Origin of the sequence: Streptomyces sp. NPDC052016 (assembly GCF_044548445.1) — a bacterium.
Classification (GTDB): Bacteria; Actinomycetota; Actinomycetes; order Streptomycetales; family Streptomycetaceae; genus Streptomyces.
This window is the reverse complement of record NZ_JBIUBX010000007.1, coordinates 181674-202187: the sequence shown is the minus strand read 5'-3', so window position 1 is coordinate 202187 and position 20514 is coordinate 181674. Positions and strand designations below refer to the sequence as shown.

Below are 20514 nucleotides of genomic sequence, written 5' to 3'. Positions count from 1 at the left end.
GGTCAGAGCGCGTCCGGGCCGCGCTCGCCGGTGCGGACCCGTACGGCGGTCTCGACCGGGAGGGACCAGACCTTGCCGTCACCGATCTTGCCGGTGCGGGCCGCCTTGACGATGACGTCGATCAGCTGCTCGGCGTCGTCGTCCTCGGCCAGCACCTCGATGCGGATCTTGGGGACCAGGTCGACCGTGTACTCGGCGCCGCGGTAGACCTCGGTGTGTCCCCGCTGACGACCGTAACCGCTGGCCTCCGTGACCGTCAGGCCGTGCACGCCGAACGCCTGGAGGGCTTCCTTGATCTCGTCGAGCCGGTGGGGCTTCACGACGGCGGTGATGAGCTTCATGCGTCCACCTTCTTGCTCGCGGTGTCGGCCACCGGGGCCGGGACGGCGGTCGTGCGGGCGGCGCCGCCACCGGCACCGCTGAAGTCGTATGCGGTCTCGGCGTGCTCGGCCTGGTCGATGCCGGCCACCTCGTCGTCCTCGGAGACCCGCATGCCGATGGTCTTGTCGAGGAGGAAGGCGAGGATCGCGGAGACGACCAGGGAGTAGGCGAGGACCGCGAAGACGCCGGCGCACTGCTTCCAGAACTGCTCGAGGCCGCCGCCGTAGAAGAGGCCCTGGACCTCGGACTGGCCCTTGCCGGAGGCGAAGAAGCCGATCAGCAGGGAGCCGACGATACCGCCGACCAGGTGGACGCCGACCACGTCGAGCGAGTCGTCGTAGCCGAACTTGTACTTCAGGCCGACGGCCATGGCGCAGAGCAGACCGGCGATGGCGCCGACGGCGATCGCGCCGAGCGGGGAGACCGCACCACCCGCCGGGGTGATGGCGACGAGACCCGCGACCGCGCCGGAGGCGGCGCCCAGCGTGGTGAACGCGCCGTGGCGGATCTTCTCGTAGATGAGCCAGGCCAGCATGGCGGCGGCGGTGGCGACCTGCGTGTTGACGAACATCAGCGCGCCGACGCCGTCGTCGTTGCCGAGCCACGAGCCGGCGTTGAAGCCGAACCAGCCGAACCACAGCAGACCGGCGCCGAGCATGACCAGCGGCAGGCTGTGCGGGCGCATCGGGTCCTTCTTGAAGCCGACGCGCTTGCCGATGACCAGGATCACGCCGAGGGCGGCGGCACCGGCGTTGATGTGGACCGCCGTACCGCCGGCGAAGTCGATCACGCCGAGCTCGAAGGCCCAGCCGCCGGCGCCCCAGACCCAGTGGGCGACCGGGAAGTAGACGACCGTGGCCCACAGGGCGACGAACAGCGCCCAGGCGCTGAACTTCACGCGGTCCGCGAGCGCACCGCTGATCAGGGCGGGCGTGATGATCGCGAACATCAGCTGGAAGACCAGGAAGACGAAGATCGGGATGGTGTAGCCGTCCCAGAGCTCGGTCAGGCCGATGTTGCTGAGGCCGACCCAGTCGGAGTTCCAGCCGATGAGGCTGCCGGAGTCCGTGCCGAAGGCGAGGGAGAAGCCGTACAGCACCCACAGGATGGTGACGATGCCCAAGCTGATGAAGCTCATCATCAGCATGTTGAGGGTGCTCTTGACGCGGACCATGCCTCCGTAGAAGAAGGCCAGGCCCGGTGTCATGAGCATCACCAGGGCGGAACAGATGAGCATGAAGCCTGTGTTGGCGGACGACAGCGTGGGTGCGTCCGCCGCAAGCGTGATGGCTGCTGCCATCGGCGTCTCCTCGTCGTAGGTACGGCCCCGTGCGGGCGAAGCCTGAGCGGATTGAGGGGTGGGCCGGTTATGCGCCACGAGATTGGCGCAGCGCGGTTTCGGTGGAAGCCCCTCGTTGTTTCGCGGCCGTGACGAAGGCGCCGTGCGTGTTACGCCTCGATGAACTGGCGGATATCGCCCGCGGCGATCGTTATCGTGGCGCAACCTTCACTGAAGGAAGAGAACCGGCCGCGGTCGGCCTTCCGATGACCTGGCATAGGGGGAGCCGAGTCGGGCAGTTCGGGAGGGCCGGCCGCGGCCGGGGTTCAGGAGGTTCTCTCTGGTTCAGACCGCTTCGGCGGTCTCCGGCAGCTCGACGGCGAGCCGGTCGGTGAGGTCGACGACCGCGGAGAGGTCCCCGTAGTCGCGTACGGCGGTGTCGACGGTCTTTCGGATACGAGTGTTGACGCGCTCGGAGCGGACCTTCTTGGCCTCCTTCATCGCCTGCGCGGCGAGGACCGCGCTCTGCTCGGGCTCGCGCCGCAGCAGGTGGACGGTGGCCAGGCCGATCAGGTTCAGCACGTACGAACGCTGGTGGCCGGAGTCCTTGGCGAACAGGTCGACGGCCTTCTGCATCAGGGGCTCGGCCAGTGAGGCGTACGTGGGGCTGCGGCCGGCGACGTAGGCCAGGTCGCGGTAGGAGTGGGAGTTCTCGGCATGGAGCTCGGCCTCGGAGAAGAAGCGGATCCAGTCGGGATCCGGCTCGTCCCACTCCTGCGCGTCGGCGAAGGTGTCCTCGGCCATCCGGACCGCCCGCTTGCACCGGCCGGGCTGGCCCATGTTGGCGTAGGCGCGGGCCTCCATCGCATACAGCATGGACTGCGTGCGCGGGCCCGCGCAGTCGCGGCTGCCGTACTGCGCGAGGTGGATCAGTTCCAGGGCGTCCTCGGGCCGCCCCAGGTGGATCATCTGGCGGCTCATGCTGGACAGGACGTACGAGCCGAGCGGCCGGTCCCCGGCCTCCTTGGCGGCGTGCAGCGCGAGGACGAAGTACTTCTGCGCGGTGGGCTGGAGCCCCACGTCGTACGACATCCAGCCGGCCAGCTGGGCCAGCTCGGCGGCGACCTTGAAGAGCTTGCGCGCGGTGGCCTCGGGCTGGGGTTCCTGGAGGAGGTCCGTCACCTCGTGGAGCTGACCGACGACCGCCTTGCGGCGCAGACCGCCCCCGCACTGGGCGTCCCACTGCCGGAACATCACGGTGGTGGACTCCAGCAGCTCCAGCTCGGGCCGGGAGAGCCGGCCGCGGGCGCGGCTGGTCGGCACGGACGCCGCGTCCTCCTGCGGGCTGGGCGGTGAGGGGACGAGCCAGCGCTGCATGGGCTCGATGAGGGACGGGCCCGCGGACAGGGCCAGCGAGGTTCCGAGGAAGCCGCGCCGCGCCAGCATGAGGTCGCTGCGCGAGAACTCGCTGAGCTGCGCCACCGTCTGCGGGCCCGTCCAGGGCAGGTCGACACCGGTCGCGGCGGGTGTCTGCCGCGCGGTGCGCAGACCGAGGTCCTCGACGGAGACGACACAGCCGAACCGCTCGGAGAACAGCTCGGACAGGATCCTGGGGATGGGTTCGCGCGGGTTCTCGCCGTCCAGCCAGCGGCGCACGCGCGAGGTGTCCGTGGAGATGTGGTTGGCACCCAACTGGCGTGCCCGGCGGTTGACTTGACGGGCGAGTTCGCCCTTGGACCAGCCGCTGCGCACGAACCAGGAAGTGAGCAGCCCGTTGGGGCGCTTGTCAGCGCGCGCAGCGCTCCCAGCACCCGTCCCGCTTCCGCCGTTGCCGCTCACTGGAACGCCCCCATCCCTGAGACCACTTGTCGCTTGAGTGCGCCAAGCCTTATCAGAATGCCGGTACGTGCCGCCCGCCGTCCGGCGGTTGTCACCCTTCGAACGGAAAGCCGACTTGCCCCCGGCATACCCACGGGTGCATGTGCCCCCGGGCCTCGCACACTCAACGTAATCCCACGATCACGCGTCCAGCCATGGCGATTACGGAATCGCCACCATTCGCCACCCCTTCGAATGAACTCACGACGACCCGTCCGCGATTCACTTGACACAGGACGGCCGGGAGTGGGCGGAGCGAGGCACTCAGGGGCGCGCGTGGCCGACCACACCACCCGGGGCACTTCCAGGCGCTGCCTGAATCGGGCGGCACGGGGAAGGCGACAGTACGCAGAGTCACGGTATACGTCCGTTGCGTAACCATCGGTGCGCCGGACCGTTGGAGGGGGCATGGGCTTCACGATCGGCGGCATTCGCGAGATCCGCTCAGGCACGCGCAGGCGCGGTCGCTCGTCCGAGTGCACCGCCGTCGCCGAGTTCACCGGCCTGTGGGGCTGGGAGGTGGTGCCGGGCGCTCGCGCCGCCGCAGGCGCCTGCTCGTGCGGACGCCCCGACTGCGGCGCACCGGGCGCGCATCCCCTGGACTTCGCGCCACGTGTGCCGGCCGGCGCCACGCTCGACGACGTGACCAGGGCCTGGGCGGAGTTCCCCGGCGCCGCGGTGATGCTGACGGTCGGGCAGGCCTTCGACGTGATCGAGGTGGCCGAGCCGGCCGGGTGCCGCGCGCTGGTCCGTCTGGAGCGGATGGGCCTCCCCCTCGGCCCGGTGACCGCCACCCCCGAGGGCCGCGCCCAGTTCCTCGTCGCACCCGGCGCCGCGGCCGACCTCGACGGCCTCCTCTACCGCATGGGCTGGGACGACCCGACCGCCCTCGACCTGCGCGGCCTCGGCGCGGGGGCGTACATCACGGCGCCCCCCTCCGACCGGGGCGGCCTCGGCCCGGTGCGCTGGCTGCGCCCGCCCGCCCTGGACTCGGCGACCCGCCCGCCGGAGGCCCGGCTGGTGCTCGGCACGCTGGCGTACGTGGCGCACCGTTCGCGGGCGTCGTACTAGTCCGCCGGGCCGGCCGGCCCGCACGACGAAGCGCCCGTCCCCGACTGCACCTCGGGGGCGGGCGCTTCTCGTCACGCACCGATCAGGGGAGTGCGGGTCACTCCCCGATAAGGGCGTCAACGAACGCCTCCGGCTCGAACGGCGCCAGGTCGTCCGCGCCCTCGCCGAGTCCGATCAGCTTGACCGGCACGCCCAGCTCGCGCTGGACCGCGACGACGATGCCGCCCTTGGCCGTGCCGTCGAGCTTGGTCAGCACGATGCCGGTGATGTCGACGACCTCGGCGAAGACGCGGGCCTGGACGAGGCCGTTCTGCCCGGTGGTGGCGTCGAGGACGAGCAGCACCTCGTCGAGCGGGGCGTGCTTCTCGACGACGCGCTTGACCTTGCCGAGCTCGTCCATCAGGCCGGTCTTGGTGTGCAGGCGGCCGGCGGTGTCGATGAGGACCACGTCGACCCCCATCTCCTTGCCCTCCTTGACCGCGTCGAAGGCGACGGAGGCGGGGTCGCCGGCCTCCGGGCCGCGCACGGTGTAGGCGCCGACCCGTTCGCCCCAGGTCTGCAGCTGGTCGGCGGCGGCGGCCCGGAAGGTGTCGGCGGCGCCCAGGACGACCGTGCGGCCGTCCGCCACGAGCACGCGGGCGAGCTTGCCGGTGGTGGTGGTCTTGCCGGTGCCGTTGACGCCGACGACCATGACGATGCCGGGCTTGCGGTCCTCCGGCTCGGTCCTCACCGTGCGGTCGGCGTCGGTGCCGACCAGCTGGAGCAGCTCCTCGCGCAGCAGGCCGCGCAGCTCCTCCGGGGTGCGGGTACCGAGCACCCTCACGCGCTCGCGCAGCCGTTCGACCAGCTCCTGGGTGGGCTGGACGCCGACGTCGGCGGTGAGGAGGGTGTCCTCGATCTCCTCCCAGGTGTCCTCGTCGAGGTGCTCGCGCGACAGCAGCGTGAGCAGGCCCTTGCCGAGGGCGTTCTGGGAGCGGGAGAGGCGGGCGCGCAGGCGGACCAGCCGCCCGGCGGTGGGCTCCGGGATCTCGATCGCGGGAGCCTCGACGACGGGAGGTTCCTCGGCGGTGGTGGGAGCACCACCGCCCGGGAGGTCCACCTCCTCGATCGTGCGGCGCGGTTCGTCGCGTGGCGTCTCGGCCTCGTCGCCGACGTGCGGCTCGGCCGGAGGCGCGGTGATGTCGGGCGCGGCGGGGGGCGGCGGGGGCAGCGGCTTCTTCCGCCGGCTGCCGACGACGAGCCCGCCGAGCGCCGCGAGCACGACCACGGCGATGACTACAACAAGGATGACGGTTTCCATAACGCGTCCAGTATCCATCCCTCCCCGCGGCGGGCCCGGCTCCCCGGGGAGGTGTCTCCGGCCGGTCGGGGCGTGTCGCGAGGAGCACCTGGGGGCGCGGGACCGATGAGGCGCCGGCACACGGGGCGGGGGGAGCGGCGCGCTCCGAGGCGGCCTGACCGGGAGGAGGCGCCGGCCCGTGCCCGCGACCGGCCCTCTCCTCCCATGGCGATCTGATGCCCCGTCAGCTACGGTCCTCCCCCACGGAAGGGAGACCCCCCATGCCCGTCACCGTCGTCCGCTTCAACCTCGTCGCCCCCGGCGCCGCCCCCGCCGAGCTCGGTGCCCGCTACCGGGCGGCCCTGGAGATGGCCGCGTACGCCGACGAGCACGGGATCTCCTTCGTCCAGACGGAGGAGCACCACGGCGCCGAGAACAACTGGATGCCGTCGCCGTTCGTGTTCGCGGGCGCCGTCCTCGGGGCGACCCGCCGGCTGGCGGTCACGGTCTCCGCGGTCATCGGGCCGCTGCACGACCCGCTGCGGCTGGCCGAGGACATCGCCGTACTGGATCTGCTGAGCGGCGGGCGCCTGGTCACCGTCGCCGGGATCGGATACCGGCCGCAGGAGTACGTCCGGGCCGGCGTGGACTGGAAGCAGCGCGGGCGGCTGCAGGACGAGCTCCTGGAGACCCTGCTCAAGGCCTGGACCGGCGAGGAGTTCGCCTACCGGGGCCGTACGGTACGGGTCACCCCGCGCCCGGGCACCGAACCGCACCCCCCGCTGCTGGTCGGCGGTTCCTCCCGGGCCGCCGCGCGCCGGGCCGCCCGGCTCGGCCTGCCCTTCTTCCCCAGCGCCCACCTGCCGGAGCTGGAGGCCCACTACAAGGAGCGGCTGGCGGAGTACGGCACCGAGGGGTGGGTGATGATGCCGGCCGCCGAGACCTCGCTGCTGCATCTCGCCGAGGACCCGGACCGGGCGTGGGCCGAGTACGGCGGCCACTTCCTGCACGAGGCCCGCACCTACGCCTCCTGGCAGTCGGCCGGGATCCGCTCGGCGGTGCGGTCGGCGGCGACGACGGTGGAGGAGCTTCGCGCGGAGGGCGTGTACCGGATCCTCACCCCGCGGGAGTGCGTGGCGCAGGGCCTGGACAGCCTCGTGCTGCATCCGCTGGCGGGCGGGATGCCGGTGGAGGAGGGGTGGCGGAGTCTGCGGCTGTTCTGCGAAGAGGTACTGCCCCGGCTCGACGGGTGAGCCGGGGCAGTACCTCTCACGGATGCGAGGAGAGGGGCAGCGGGGACTCGGCCCTTCTCCTCGGGTCCAGAGGGGCGGGTCAGCCCATCTCCTCCAGCGCCTTGCCCTTCGTCTCCTTGACGTACTTCAGGACGAACGGGATGGAGAGCGCGGCGAAGGCCGTGTAGATCACGTAGGTGACGGAGAGGTTCCAGTCGGCCAGCGACGGGAAGCTCGCGGTGATGGCCCAGTTGGCGATCCACTGCGCGGAGGCGGCCACGCCCAGGGCGGCGGCGCGGATCTTGTTCGGGAACATCTCGCCGAGGAAGACCCAGACGACCACACCCCAGGAGAGGGCGAAGAAGAGGACGAAGACGTGGGCGGCGATCAGGGCGATCCAGCCCTGGGTGGCGGGCAGCTTGCCGTCGACCAGGTCGTAGGAGAAGGCCCAGGCCTCCAGCGCGAGGCCGATCACCATGCCGACGGAGCCGATGAGGGCCAGCGGCTTGCGGCCGACGCGGTCCACGAAGATCATCGCGATCACGGTGCCGACGATGTTGATGATCGACGTCGTGAACGAGTAGAAGAACGAGTCCGTCGGGTCGACGCCGACCGACTGCCACAGCGTCGAGGAGTAGTAGAACGCGACGTTGATGCCGACGAACTGCTGGAAGACCGACAGGCCGATACCGATCCAGACGATCGGCTTGAAGAAGAAGGAGCCGCCGAGCAGGTCCCTGAAGCTCGACTTGTGCTCGCTCTTCATGCCCTGCTCGATCTCGGCGATACGGGCGTCGAAGTCGACGTCCTTGCCCTCGACCTCGGCGAGGATCTCGCGGGCCCGCTCATGCCGGCCCACGGAGATCAGGAAGCGGGGGGACTCGGGGATGGCGAAGGAGAGCAGCCCGTACAGCACGGCCGGGATCACCATGACGCCGAGCATGACCTGCCAGGCCTCCAGGCCCATGATCTCTCCGCGCTGGTCGCCGCCGGCGGCGTTCAGCAGACCCCAATTGACCAGCTGCGATACCGCGATGCCGACGACGATCGCGGCCTGCTGGAAGGAGCCGAGACGGCCGCGGTAGGCGGGCGGGGCGACCTCGGCGATGTAGGCCGGGCCGATGACCGAGGCCATGCCGATGGCGAAGCCGCCGACGACGCGCCAGAAGGCGAGGTCCCACAGCGAGAAGGGCACCGCGGAGCCGACGGCGCTGACCGTGAAGAGGACGGCGGCGATCTGCATGCACCGGATGCGGCCGATGCGGTCGGCTATGCGGCCGGCGGTCGCGGCGCCGACGGCGCAGCCGATCAGGGCGATGGCGATGACCTGGGCGAGGGCCGCGGAGCCGATGTCGTAGCGGTCGCGGATGGCCTCGACGGCGCCGTTGATCACGGAGCTGTCGTAGCCGAACAGGAAACCGCCCATCGCGGCGGCCGCCGCGATGAAGATGACGTGCCCGAGATGATCGGGGTGAGCCGTCCCGGCTCCTGACGTGGGTGCCTGCGCTGTGCTGGTCACGTGAACTCCTCGGGCCACCGGCAACGCCGCCGGTGTGGGGTCTGCCCTTCTAGGTAGGTGGTACCTGAAGGTAAAAGCAACGTAGAGGAGACTATGCCTTCAACTTTCGAAGTCAATACCGCGCACGTGTGAGATAAGAGGCAAGTGTGAGAGCTGCGTGTTCAAGCTTTGAAGGATTGAAGGGGCCCGCACCGGGAAGACGCAGCGGCTAGCGAAGCCGCTGGGAGATCACCTTCGACACGCCGTCACCCTGCATGGAGACGCCGTAGAGCGCGTCGGCGACCTCCATCGTGCGCTTCTGGTGCGTGATCACGATCAGCTGCGAGGACTCCTGCAGCTCCTGCATGATGCGGATCAGCCGCTGCAGGTTGGTGTCGTCGAGGGCGGCCTCGACCTCGTCCATGACGTAGAACGGGCTGGGCCGCGCCTTGAAGATCGACACCAGCATCGCGACGGCCGTCAGCGACCGCTCGCCGCCCGAGAGCAGGCTGAGCCGCTTGACCTTCTTCCCCGGCGGCCGCGCCTCGACGTCGACGCCCGTGGTGAGCATGTTGTCGGGGTCGGTCAGGATCAGCCGCCCCTCCCCACCCGGGAACAGCCGACTGAACACGCCCTCGAACTCACGGGCGGTGTCCCGGAAGGCCTCGGTGAAGACCTGTTCGACGCGCTCGTCGACCTCCTTCACCACCTGCAGCAGGTCGGCGCGGGTCTTCTTCAGGTCCTCCAGCTGCTCGCTGAGGAACTTGTGGCGCTCCTCCAGCGCGGCGAACTCCTCCAGGGCGAGCGGGTTCACCTTGCCGAGCTGCTGGTAGGCGCGTTCCGCCGCCTTCAGCCGCTTCTCCTGCTCGGCCCGCACGAAAGGCCTCGGCCGGTTGCGCGGATGCTCGGGGTCCTCCGGCAGCTCTTCCCCCTCGGCGGGGGGCGAGGGCGGCACCGGTTGATGCGGTCCGTACTCGGACACGAGCCCCGCCGGTTCGACACCCAGCTCCTCCAGCGCCTTGGTCTCCAGCTGCTCGATCCGCAGCCGCTTCTCGGCGCCGAGTACCTCGCCCCGGTGGACTGAATCCGTCAACTTGTCGAGCTCGGCCTTGAGATCGCGCCCGGCGGTGCGGGCGGCGGCCAGCTCCTGCTCACGGCGGGCCTTGGCGGCCTCGGCGGCGACGCGTTCCGCGTCCGCCCGCCCCAGGGAGACCTCGACGTGCGCGAGCAGCTGCCGCGCGCCGGAGGCGACGGCCTCCGCGACGGCGGCCTCGTGCCGCAGCCTCGCCCGCCGCTGCTCGGCACGCGCGCGTGCCTCGCGTTCCGCCCGCGCCGCCCGGTCCAGCGCGTCGGCCCGCCCGGCCAGCCCCTTGACCCGCTCCTCGTGCGTACGGACCTGGAGCCGCGCCTCCATCTCGGTCTGCCGCGCGTTGGCCCCGTCGGCGGCGAGCCGGTCCCGCACGAAGGTGTCGGGCTCCTCCTCGACCGGCATCTCCTCGGCGACGGCGAGCCGTTCGGCCAGTTCCTCGGCCTCCTGCACGGCCTTGTCGAGCGCCTCCTGGGCCCGGGCGGCCGCGGCGGTGGACCGCTCGGCCTCGCCCGCGGCACCGCGGGCCTGTCCGGCGAGCCGCCCGAGCTGCTGCGCGACGGCGGACTTCTCCCGCTCGGCGGCCCGCCGCCGCTCCCCCAGCTCCTCGACGAGCCCGGCGGCTTCCCCGCGCCGCTCCCCCGCCGCCCGCTGCGCCTCGGTGAGCTCCTCGCACCGCACCGCCAGCTCCTCCAGCTCGGCGGCGGCCTCGTCCACGGACGCCTGCACCTCGAGCAGACTGGGCGCTCCGGCAGAGCCGCCGTGCGCGAAGTGCGCGCCCAGCAGGTCCCCTTCGGCGGTCACGGCGGTGAGATCGGGCCGGGCGTGCACGAGGTCCTCGGCGTCCTCGAGGGTCCCGACGACGACGATCCCGCGCAGCAGCCGCCGTACGGCGGGCATGAGCTCGAGGGGGGCGCGGACGAGGTCGGCGGCGAAGGGAACGCCGGCCGGGCGGGGGGCGTCGGACGCCGGCTCCTCCACGGCCCCCGCGAGCAGCAGGGCCGCCCGCCCCCCGTCCTGCTTGCGGAGCAGGCGGATGGCGTCGGCGGCGGCGGACGGGGTGGTCACGGCGAGGGCGTCGGCGGCGGCGCCGAAGGCGGCGGCGAGGGGGACCTCGTAGCCGGGGGTGAGGGTGAGGAGTTCGGCGGCCGGACCGAGCAGGCCGGTGAGGCGGTCCCGCGCACCGAGCAGCGCGCCCGTGCCGTCCTTGCGGCGCAGGCCCAGGGCCAGGGCCTCGTGGCGGGCCTGGGTCGCGGCACGCCTGCGCTCGGCGGCGGTGGCCGCCTCGCGGGCCGCGCTCAGCGCGCTCTCCGCCTCGGCGAGCTGCCGTTTCGCCGCCTCGTGCCGCTCGGCGAGTTCCGCGTCACCGGCGTCCAGGCCGTCGACCTCCGCCTTCAGGGCCTCGTACTCCTCCTGCGCGGTGACGGCCCTCTCCTGGGCTTCGTCCCGGGCTGCGGCCAGGCGGTCGATCTCGGCCTGGGCGGAGGCGGCGCGGGAGCGGGCCGCGTTGACCTGACCGTGCAGCCGGGCGAGGCCCTCGCGGCGGTCGGCGATGGCGCGGGCGAGGTCCTTCAGGCGCCGTTCCTCGACGGCGAGCTCCCGCTCCAGGTCGGCGCGGTGGGAGACGGTGTCCTCGAGGGCCCGCTGCGCCGCCTCCAGGGCGGCCTCCAGCTCGGCCTCCTGCTCGCGGATGCGGGCGGCCTCGCGCTCCATGTCCTCGGGGTCCCGGCCGCGCCGCTCCTCGGGCGGCGCGGAGGTGGCGCTCTTCACCCGCGCGTCGGCCAGGGAGATGGTGCCGCGGACCCGTTCGGCGAGCTGGGACAGCTCGTACCAGGTCTGTTGGGCGCGCTGGAGGCGGGGCGTGAGCCGGCGGACCTCGTCCTCGAGGAGCGCCTCCCGCTGGAGCGCCTTCCTCAGCTCCTGCTCGGCGGCCTCCTTGCGTTCCTTCAGTGCGGCCTCGTCGGCGACCTCGGCCTGGAGGGCCTCCCGCAGCCGTACGAGATCGTCGGCGAGGAGGCGGAGGCGTGCGTCGCGCAGGTCGGCCTGGATGACGGCGGCACGTCTCGCGACCGCCGCCTGCCGGCCGAGGGGCTTGAGCTGGCGGCGCAGCTCGTCGGTCAGGTCCTGCACGCGCGCGAGGTTGGCCTGCATCGCGTCCAGTTTCCTGAGCGCCTTCTCCTTGCGCTTGCGGTGCTTGAGGACGCCCGCGGCCTCCTCGATGAAGGCGCGGCGGCCCATGGGGTCGGCGTGCAGCACGGAGTCGAGCTGGCCCTGGCCGACGATGACGTGCATCTCGCGGCCGATGCCGGAGTCGCTCAGCAGGTCCTGGATGTCCAGCAGACGGCACGTGTCGCCGTTGATCTGGTACTCGCTGCCGCCGTTGCGGAACATGATCCGCGTGATGGTGACCTCGGCGTACTCGATGGGCAGCGCCCCGTCGGAGTTGTCGATGGTCAGGGACACCTCGGCGCGGCCCAGCGGGGGGCGGCCGGTGGTGCCGGCGAAGATGACGTCCTCCATCTTGCCGCCGCGCAGCGACTTGGCGCCCTGCTCTCCCATGACCCAGCTGAGCGCGTCCACGACATTGGACTTGCCCGAGCCGTTCGGGCCGACGACGCACGTGATCCCCGGCTCGAACCGGAGTGTGGTCGCCGAGGCGAACGACTTGAACCCGCGGAGGGTCAGGGCCTTGAGGTGCACGGCGCTGGACTCTACCTTCCGCGAATGTCTCACTCCATGAACCCGCGGTTTCACCCATGAACGCGCAGGGCACACCACTCGTTAAAGAGACTGAAAGGATGCGCGGGTAAAGAAAGCGGCGCGGGGGACAGAAAGAAGGGACGCCGAAGCGTCCCTTGCAACTTCTGACAACTAAGCGGTCCGACGCGGTGGAACGGTTTCGCCCAGCCGCTGCGTGTGCTGTTGTGGAGCAGTGCAGCGATCAGGTGAGCGCAGGCTCCGCCTGGTGTGCGTCGATGCTCTCCATGATCCTGTCGTGAGAAGCGGCAGCCGTCAGCGCGTCGTTCTCCGCCTGAATCCGTACGAGCTCGGATTCGAGGTCCTGGACGCGCTGCTGGAGCCGTCGCATCTCGGCGAGGAGTCGCGGGTCGGAGCCGCCGACGTAACCGAGAAGCGCCTTTGCCATGATGGATGGTCCTCCACACTGAGTGACCGACCGAAGCGGTGTGGGTCGTGAGGGATTCGCACCCGCGGTGCTTGGCAGGATCTTGTTCCTGCTGCCGTTCATCCATGCCAAACAGCTAGGTGCGCGGGGTGCTTTCAGCGTCTCACCAAAAAGTTTGACGGTCAACACGATCACGCCCCGTATTGGCGGGTAACCCCGGGGCGCGCGGCCTGGAACGGCGGCGCTGCGACTCCTGCGGGACCCTCAGGGCGTGGCGATCATCCTTACGTGCGGAGCCTGCCATCGCAAGCGGTTCTTGGCAACCACCTGCTCCTTTCTGCTTCGGGCAGATGCCGGTGGCATGTCCCTCCGCTTTCGGCCGGCTTCCCGGGGCCCGTCTCGTCAGCGGATCGCGAATCCGTCGTAGCCGCCGCGCGGTGTGTCCCATATCTCTGTGACTCCGTCCACGCGCCCGGGCGTGTCGTCACCCTGGAGCCAGTCCAGCAGGCCTTCGCAGCCGTCCCGGGCCCCCTCGGCGACCACCTGGACCCGTCCGTCGGCCAAATTGAGAGCAAAGCCACTCAGCCCGCCGATCTCAAGCGCTTTCGCCCGCGTGAACCAGCGGAAACCCACGCCCTGGACCTGTCCGCGCACCCAGGCGACCAGCCTTACATCCTCACTCATGGGTGCAACCTAACCAGGCAATGTCCCTGGGGACACTTCCTCCCCCAGCGCCATGCGGTACCGTCCCCACCCAATGCATCTCATATGAAACTCACTCGATCGAGTGAGTCAGGTCGACCATCAGGAGCCATGCGCCACAGGGCGCCGGTCGGCCGCAGGGACCGCACCGAGAGCAGAGGGACCCGCTCAGAGCAGAGGGACCCATTCAGACCGGAGGGACCCGCTCGGACCAGAGCGACTCCCTCAGACCAGAGCGACTCCCTCCGACCAGAGGGACCCCCTCCGACCAAGGGGACTCCGCTCAGACGAGTTGGACGAGGAAGGCCAGGACATGGGACGCCACCGACGCTCCGCCGCCGGCCGCGCCGCCACGGGCCGCGCCACGGGGGCCACCCACACCGACGGCTCGTCCCCGCAGGGGCACGCCGGACGGGACTGGTACGCGGGCGACGGCCCCACGATGGGCATCGCTCCGTACCTGAACCCGGAGGCGTACGCCGACTCCGTGGCCAGGAGCCAGGAGTACCTGTTCGCGACGGACGACCAGTACGCACGGGCGTCGGCCGACACCGCCGTCCTCCCGGCGGAGGGCTTCTCGCCGGACGACGGCCCGCACCGGCCCGGATCCGGGCAGGGCGGTTCCGGCCGCCGCCGCAAGAAGAAGGCGGTGACCCCGGTCAGGACGGGTCTGCTCGGCGTGTCCGCGGCGGTCGCCATCGGCACGGTGGCGGTGGCCACGGGCGTGGTGCCCGGCCTCGACAACTACCAGCTCGGCGGTGGCGGCGGCGCCGGCGACAAGGTGCAGGCCGCCGACTCGCCCACCAACTCCGCGTCGGAGCAGGGCGGCACGTCCGGCTCCCTCGACACCGGCCGCAGCAGTACGTCGGGCAGCCGCGACGCCGGCCGGTCCACGTCGCCCTCCGCATCGGCCCCCACCTCGGCGTCTCCCTCCCCCTCGGCGTCCACGGCGTCACCCAGCGCGTCGCCGACCACCGAGAAGCCGAAGGCCACGCCGACGAAGGAGCCGAAGAGGCCCCCGTCGAAGACGGCCACGAAGGCGCCGGAGAAGACCAGCGTTCCGGTGACGGTCTCCGAGGAGGCCCAGGCAGCGGCGGAGGTGCTGAAGCTCGTCAACGAGGAGCGGTCCAAGGTCGGCTGCAGCGCCCTCTCCGCCAACAGCTCGCTGGCGGAGCTCGCTCAGGAGTTCAGCGAGGACATGGCCGCACGGGGCTTCTTCGACCACACCGACCCCGACGGGGCGACCCCGTGGGACCGGGCCACGAAGGCCGGCATATCCGACCTCGGCGGCGAGAACATAGCCCGGGGCCAGACCGACGCCGCGGCGGTGATGGAGGCCTGGATGAACAGCCCCGGCCACCGCGCGAACATACTGAACTGCGACTTCAAGACTCTGGGCGTGGGCGTCCACTTCGGGTCCGGCGGACCCTGGTGGACGCAGGACTTCGGCTACTGAGATAATCGCAGGTCAGAGACCTAATTCTGCTCCTGGGCCGTCCCGGGGCCGTCTTCCGTAGGTTCCTCGTCCTGGAAGACGCGGTCCACGGCGGCCCGGGTCCGGGTCTCGCTGGACGGCATCAGGTGCGTGTACGTGCGCAGTGTGAAGCCGGGGTCATGGTGGCCCAAGTACTCGCTGAGAGCTTTGATGCTCTCCCCCGCGTCCAGGAGCACCGAGGCGTAGTCCCGCCCGGTCTCCACGCCCGCGGCCCGAAGTGCCGGCCGCCACACCCGATCGTTGAAGCGGTTCCGATCGAGGGCCAGGCCCATGGAGCCGGTGAAGATCAGCGATGCCGTGACCGGAGGACCGTCGAGCGTCTTCCACGGCAAGGTGACCTGCACGGCCGGGTGGCGCTTCAGGTGCGCAGCCAACGCGAAGGCCACAGACTCGGGCAGAGGCACGTCACGCTCCTTGCCACCCTTGGGAGGAGCGAACACCGGCCGATGACGTTGCAGCAGCTTGACCTGCCGGACCACGTGCATCACCCCACCGAGGAAGTTCACGTCTTCCACGGCCAGGCCGAAGACCTCACCCTGTCGCAGACCGCACCCGGCGGCGACGTTCACGAGAGCCTGATAGCTCTCCGGTAAGGCCGCTCGAACCGCCACGACCCGTTCGGCAGGCCAGGGCTTGACCTTGCGAGGCTCGAGCCGAGGAGCCCGCACGGACCGGGCACTGCACGGGTTCGTACGGATGATCCGGTCCTCTACCGCAGCCGTGAAGACCGTAGAGACGTGCGCAAAGATCCCGCGCCGGTATCCGGCCGACAGCCCACGGTCCTCCAGAGTGCGCAGCCACAACCGGAGATGAGAGGGGGTGAAGGAGCTCATCGGCCGCGTGCCCAGGTGAGGGATCGCGTGGAGCCGCAACCGGCTCTCGACCGATTCCCGCGTCAGGGGGTCCGTGATCTGCGTGGTCATCCACTCCGTGGCGTACTGCTCGAACGTGACCTTGCCAGCGTCCGGGCTGACGTAGTCGCCGCGCGACATGTCCGCCTCGATGTTGGCGAGCCACTGTTCCGCCTTGCGCTTCTGCTTGTCCGGGAAGCTCTTGGACTTCTCTGAGCCGTCCGGCCCGATGTAGCGGGCGCGGTAGCGGAGGCCGACGCCGAAGCGGTCGGTCTTGACCCTCACGGGCTTGCCGTCCGGTCCCGGTTCAGTCCTGTACCAGCGGTCCTGGATGTGTCGGCCATCAGGCGGCCCCTTCCATCAGAGACTCGACCCAGGCGCGGACGTCTTCGGGGTCGAAACGGAGATGCCGGCCGACGCGGAAGCCCCGAGGGCCGGTGCCCTTGCGCCGCCACTGGTAGACGGTCTCGACCGGCACACCGAGCAGGTCAGCGACGTCGATCGGAGTCAGGTAGCGGGAAGGCAGCGGGCGCCTCATGCGGACACCTCCCAGTCGTCCAAATCTGCCAAGGCTTCGCGTGCTGCCTCGCGGTTTAGTCGGATGTCCCGGGCGATCGAGGCCGCCAGCCAGGACTCACCCGGGGTGTGGCCCTGCCCGGCGTAGGTCCAGTGGGCGAGCACGAGCGTGGAGCCCTCCGTGACGTCGAGGTCTCGGAGAGCCCGCGTTCGCGGCGTTCCTGCCGGGCGCGGTAGTCGGCTCGGACCTGGCGGAGGGTGCCGAGGGTGGTGGAGTAGCGGCGGGACTTGGTGGAGAAGTGGCCGCGGAAGCCGAGCATGTGAGCCCAGCGCGCCAGAAGCCGGTCCGGGTAGGCGTCGTCCAAGTCCCAGCACGCCTCGATCAGCCGCCGCGTATGGGCGGGCAGCGGGAGCTTGTCCAGCTCGGAGAGTTCCCCGATCCGGTGGTCGACCGTGCCGGTGGTCTCGGCCGCCTTGGTGGCGTACTTGGCCACGTAGGAGGCCACGGCCTGTTCGGTCAGTTCCTCGTGCCCCAAGGCGCCGATCGGCTGCACGTCGACCTGTGAACCCCACCGCAGTGTGCGGGCGGGGAAGTCGCCGGACGCGGGCACCGGCACGGAGACGCGCCCGGCAGCAGCCCGGATCGAGTCGTCCAGAAGCGCGGTCGTGGCCCACGCCGGCGGAGCCGAGTCGGGCCCGCCGGGACCGTCGAGGCGCACCACGGCATGGAAGTGCACGGCGCCCCGTACCTTGCCGAAGGAGACCCGGCACACCTCTTTCAGGGCCGATTGGGTCAGGCCCGCACGGGCGGCGATCTCCCGGCGGAGGTAGATGGTGAAGCGCCGCCACAGGTCCCCGGCGAAGTTGTTAAACAGCACCGCGCCCGCGTAGTCGTACGAGGCGGGATCGAGCGCCGTGCCCAGAGCCGGGTCGCCGTCGGCGTGGGAGCTCCCGCAGCGGCAGCGCCCAGAGTCCGGCCGGTTGTGCACGGGCCCGAACGAGGGGGCGGTCAGGGTCGCGAAGACGCGGGGGTGCTCGCGAACCGTGGCGGGCACGTCCTTGCGTTCGTCACCGGTGATCCCGGCCCGGATCAGGTGGTAGGTGTCCCCGGCGTAGGTCCAGGCGCAGGCCGGGCAGCGGGAGGCACGCCGGTTGCCGCAGGCGACCCGGAGCATGCCGCCCGGCTCGTGCTCGGTGCTGTAGGAGTACAGGACGTCACCGGTTTTCGCCTCGCGGGTGATGGTCTGGCCCCGGAGCCGGATCGGATGGGCGCAGCCGCCGGTACGGCGCACCTGTTCCTGCCATCGATCGAAGCCCGGTGAGTTCGCCACCCGAAGCATGTCGGCCAGGGTCAGAGGGTCGGTGCCCAGGGAGGCCGCAGCACCAGGCCCGCGCACGGCGCGGGCGCGCGCCGCCTCTGCTGCGCGGCCTGCCTCCTGTCTCCGCCCCGGCTGGCCGCGCCCGGCGGCGCGCTACGTGCATGCGGGCAAGGAGAAAAACCCTCTGTGGCCGGGGCGGTCGGCTCCGCGACTTTAGCCAGCCACTTTGGCGCGAGCCTCGAAGATCACGGCCCCAACGTCGTGCTTTAACGGGCAGGTCAACAGACTGCCCGACGCGCCGGAAGCTTACGGGGCCATGATCACTCGCGCCAAAGCAGCTCCCGGCCAAAGTCGCTACGCCGACCTCGCGTGGGCGGCACAAGATCCAGCACCTGGCATCGAGTAATCGCCCACGGCTCTGTTCGGCCTCGGGTGCTTGTGCCCATTACCCCGCACGGCCGCACCGCACGTGCGGCACGCTCCTCACGCTGGTCGACTGAGACAGACAGGCAAGGCAACGGAAGGACCAGCTATGGCGGTCATCACGGTGAACGACATCCCCGGGGGCACTCAGGCCCAGTACGAGCAGATCGCCGACAAGGTGACCGGTGGGCGCGGACTAGTCAGGGGCCGTTCGGACTGGCCAGTACCCGGCCTTATCTCGCACGCCGCCGGGCCCACCCCAACCGGCTGGTTCGTGTGCGACGTCTGGGAATCCGAGGAGGCGTGGCAACGGTTCGCGGACATTCTGGTGCCGTACGCGCAAGAGGTCGGGATGCCGGAGTTCGAGCTGAAGGTGTACCCGGCCTTCAACGTAGTGACCGAGTAACCACCCCTGGAGCGGGCTGAGAACGCGGCAGAAAGCCATACGTGCCCTCTGCGTGCCCGATCGAGCGGCGACCGGCGGGGAGCAACGGGGACCGTCAGCGAGCGGCACAGGAACGCACAGGTCAGCATCTCGCAAGATCAGGCGCCATCCGCATACGCGATCTTCCAAACTGGAGCTCCAAGGGCTCGGCTGATCGCTAGCGTGGGAGCTCCAACAGAGATGAGGGGGCTCACGTGGCCGACTATGCCGCTCATGCACAGAAGGCACAGGAGCTGCTGGACGCGAGTGAGAAGTGGGCGAAGGGCCGGCTCAACGCCGATCAGCTCATAGCGAGCGCTCAGGTTGAAGCACTGCTCGCCCTTGCTGCTGCCGTCTCGCGCGGAGATGACAGATCGGGGTACATCGTCGATCAACTGAAGTAGCAGTCTGCACATCGAGAAGCGCACCCCAGCCCCCCGTTCGGGCCGTCTCTGGGCCGTGCGGGGGTGCTCAGCGATAACCAACGCTGACAACCGTCGACAGCCAACCAGCAGGTCGCAGCGTTGATCGATTACACGGTCGCAGGTCAGAGAGCCGACCCTTCACTTCTTCGGCTACTAGCGCCGCCGGCGCCTTCTGACACCACCGATCTGCGGCACGTACGCCGGCTGACGACTCCGCCGGGGCGGGGTTGCCGCGGGTGGGTGTGCCTGCGGGCGGGCGAGCCGTGCGCGCGGAGGCCCCTTGCCAGGGGCCGGCGACCGAGGGCTCGAGGAGGACATGAGGCAGGCAGCCGCTCGCCCGGTCAGCCCCGCTTCCGGCTTCCTCACGATCGGCCCAGCCGGTGTTCCCGCTCGCGCGCGGGCCGGCGCCCGGGCAGCCCGGGCAGTTGCTCCCGCCTTCGGCGCCGTTGCCCTGGGTGCCTCGTGGGCTGCCCCGCAGCACGGGCGTGACGGCGCAGGGTGCCGACGAGTGCGGGATGGGGGTGAGTCCGGCGCGCGCACCCGCGAGTCTCGGTCGAAGCCGACCTCGGCGCGGATACGGGACGGTGCACACCCCAGCCCTGCGGGCACCGGCACACACTGGGGGCGGGCCCGAGCCCAGCCGCGGGGCACGTGACCGGGGCGAGTCATAGCCGGCTCAGGTGCGATCACTGGGCGAGCCCCAGCCCGGCGCAAGCGTCGGCAAACCGGGGCAGGGCCCCGCCGGTCAGTCCGGCAGGGCCGAATCCGGAGTCCGGGGGAGCCGCGAAGACCGTCGGGCACGAGGGCGCCTCGCTGCGGTGCCCCGGTCGGACCCGCCCACCGCTGCCGGTCGGCCCCGCCCCCACCAGCCGGTCCAGCACGTTACGGAGCCTCGGCCGTCCCGGCCTGTGCGGGTCGGCTCAGGCCGCCTGTGCCCGTCCCGTGGCGAAGGCCTTCGCGTTTTCGGCGACCCGGCGACCCAGGTGCTCCGCCGTGGCCACGTCCGCCTTGTGGACGCCGTCGGGGCCCTCGTCGACGTTGGTCTGCGCGGCCGCGCCCAGGAAGACGCCGAGGCGGTTGAGGTCGCTCTCGGACGCCGTGGTGCTGTTCCAGCCGGGGAGCAGACCGAGGCTGACCCAGTGCATGCCGAGCTGCGCCGCGAGGATCTGGAAGAACTGCAGGGTGTGCAGCTTGTCGCCGCTCTTGGAACCGGAGTTGGTGAACCCGGCGGCCAGCTTGTCCTTCCACGCCTGGGTGGCCCAGCGCTGGGAGGTCGCCTCGGCGAACACGTGGAAGGCGCCGGACGCGGTGCCCATGTAAGTCGGCGAACCGAACACGATCGCGTCGGAGTCGTCGAGCAGCGACCACTGCTCCTCGGTGATGTCGTCGACCTTGATCAGGTGCACCTCGGCGCCGGCCTCGACGGCACCGGAGCGGACGGCTTCCGCGAGGACTGCGGTGTGGCCGTAGCCGGAGTGGTAGGCGATGGAGACAACGGGGGTCGTCACGTGCGGACTCCTCGACGAGTGA

The 20514-nt window shown here is 70.9% G+C and carries 16 protein-coding genes and 1 pseudogene; 5 read left to right on the top strand and 12 right to left on the bottom strand.

Annotation, left to right across the window (positions count from 1 at the left end; translation table 11 throughout):
* Nucleotides 1–2: 2 nt before the first annotated feature.
* The 3 genes from ACIHAR_RS11670 to ACIHAR_RS11660 form a co-directional block, all read right to left on the bottom strand.
* The gene (locus ACIHAR_RS11670; protein ID WP_003997576.1) at nt 3–341 is read right to left on the bottom strand and encodes a P-II family nitrogen regulator; all 339 of its coding nucleotides are present in this window, start codon (nt 339–341) and stop codon (nt 3–5) included.
* Nucleotides 338–1681 (bottom strand): ammonium transporter, encoded by a 1344-nt coding sequence (locus ACIHAR_RS11665; protein ID WP_365460505.1) that lies wholly within the window; start codon nt 1679–1681, stop codon nt 338–340. Before ACIHAR_RS11665 ends, ACIHAR_RS11670 begins: the two co-directional genes overlap by 4 nt.
* Nucleotides 1682–2005: 324 nt before the next feature.
* Nucleotides 2006–3499 (bottom strand): hypothetical protein, encoded by a 1494-nt coding sequence (locus tag ACIHAR_RS11660; RefSeq protein WP_400018790.1) that lies wholly within the window; start codon nt 3497–3499, stop codon nt 2006–2008.
* Nucleotides 3500–3946: 447 nt separating this feature from the next.
* On the opposite strand from ACIHAR_RS11660, the gene ACIHAR_RS11655 reads away from it, so the two are divergent.
* Nucleotides 3947–4609: a bifunctional DNA primase/polymerase gene (locus ACIHAR_RS11655; RefSeq protein ID WP_365460499.1), complete on the top strand. Its 663-nt coding sequence runs from the start codon at nt 3947–3949 to the stop codon at nt 4607–4609.
* A gap of 97 nt (nt 4610–4706) precedes the next feature.
* Here the strand turns inward: ACIHAR_RS11655 and ftsY are convergent, their stop codons facing one another.
* On the bottom strand, nt 4707–5909 hold the full coding sequence (gene ftsY, locus ACIHAR_RS11650; RefSeq protein WP_365460496.1) for a signal recognition particle-docking protein FtsY: 1203 nt from the start codon (nt 5907–5909) through the stop codon (nt 4707–4709).
* Nucleotides 5910–6169: 260 nt separating this feature from the next.
* On the opposite strand from ftsY, the gene ACIHAR_RS11645 reads away from it, so the two are divergent.
* Entirely contained in the window at nt 6170–7141 is a 972-nt protein-coding gene (locus tag ACIHAR_RS11645; protein WP_365460493.1) for an LLM class flavin-dependent oxidoreductase, read from the top strand.
* A 79-nt stretch (nt 7142–7220) separates the two neighbouring features.
* Here ACIHAR_RS11645 and ACIHAR_RS11640 read toward each other — a convergent pair whose 3' ends face one another.
* From ACIHAR_RS11640 to ACIHAR_RS11625, 4 genes are all read right to left on the bottom strand, one after another.
* Nucleotides 7221–8639, bottom strand: a complete 1419-nt coding sequence (locus ACIHAR_RS11640) for a sugar porter family MFS transporter (protein ID WP_400018787.1) — start codon at nt 8637–8639, stop codon at nt 7221–7223.
* Nucleotides 8640–8847: 208 nt separating this feature from the next.
* Nucleotides 8848–12405, bottom strand: a complete 3558-nt coding sequence (gene smc / locus ACIHAR_RS11635; protein ID WP_365460487.1) for a chromosome segregation protein SMC — start codon at nt 12403–12405, stop codon at nt 8848–8850.
* Nucleotides 12406–12646: 241 nt separating this feature from the next.
* Nucleotides 12647–12850 (bottom strand): hypothetical protein, encoded by a 204-nt coding sequence (locus ACIHAR_RS11630; protein ID WP_058922942.1) that lies wholly within the window; start codon nt 12848–12850, stop codon nt 12647–12649.
* Nucleotides 12851–13231: 381 nt separating this feature from the next.
* Nucleotides 13232–13513, bottom strand: coding sequence for an acylphosphatase (locus ACIHAR_RS11625; RefSeq protein ID WP_365460484.1), 282 nt, complete (start codon nt 13511–13513; stop codon nt 13232–13234).
* Between the two features lie 331 nt (nt 13514–13844).
* On the opposite strand from ACIHAR_RS11625, the gene ACIHAR_RS11620 reads away from it, so the two are divergent.
* Complete coding sequence (locus ACIHAR_RS11620) at nt 13845–14987, top strand: CAP domain-containing protein (protein ID WP_400018784.1); 1143 nt, start codon at nt 13845–13847, stop codon at nt 14985–14987.
* Between the two features lie 20 nt (nt 14988–15007).
* Here ACIHAR_RS11620 and ACIHAR_RS11615 read toward each other — a convergent pair whose 3' ends face one another.
* The 3 genes and pseudogenes from ACIHAR_RS11615 to repSA form a co-directional block, all read right to left on the bottom strand.
* A complete protein-coding gene (locus tag ACIHAR_RS11615; RefSeq protein WP_400018782.1) occupies nt 15008–16162 on the bottom strand; it encodes a tyrosine-type recombinase/integrase in 1155 nt (384 codons plus the stop codon).
* A 58-nt stretch (nt 16163–16220) separates the two neighbouring features.
* Nucleotides 16221–16415 carry an AlpA family transcriptional regulator gene (locus tag ACIHAR_RS11610; protein ID WP_109202797.1) on the bottom strand — a complete coding sequence of 65 codons (195 nt, stop codon included), beginning with the start codon at nt 16413–16415 and terminating at the stop codon, nt 16221–16223.
* Nucleotides 16412–17733, bottom strand: a pseudogene (repSA, locus tag ACIHAR_RS11605) (replication initiator protein RepSA). Before repSA ends, ACIHAR_RS11610 begins: the two are co-directional and overlap by 4 nt.
* Nucleotides 17734–18244: 511 nt before the next feature.
* Between repSA and ACIHAR_RS11600 the strand changes: the two are divergent.
* Both ACIHAR_RS11600 and ACIHAR_RS11595 read left to right on the top strand, forming a co-directional pair.
* Nucleotides 18245–18541: a hypothetical protein gene (locus ACIHAR_RS11600; RefSeq protein ID WP_400018780.1), complete on the top strand. Its 297-nt coding sequence runs from the start codon at nt 18245–18247 to the stop codon at nt 18539–18541.
* Nucleotides 18542–18774: 233 nt separating this feature from the next.
* Nucleotides 18775–18963, top strand: coding sequence for a hypothetical protein (locus ACIHAR_RS11595; protein WP_400018778.1), 189 nt, complete (start codon nt 18775–18777; stop codon nt 18961–18963).
* Between the two features lie 941 nt (nt 18964–19904).
* On the opposite strand, the gene ACIHAR_RS11590 is transcribed toward ACIHAR_RS11595, so the two are convergent.
* Nucleotides 19905–20492 (bottom strand): flavodoxin family protein, encoded by a 588-nt coding sequence (locus ACIHAR_RS11590; protein ID WP_400018776.1) that lies wholly within the window; start codon nt 20490–20492, stop codon nt 19905–19907.
* Between the last annotated feature and the right edge of the window lie 22 nt (nt 20493–20514).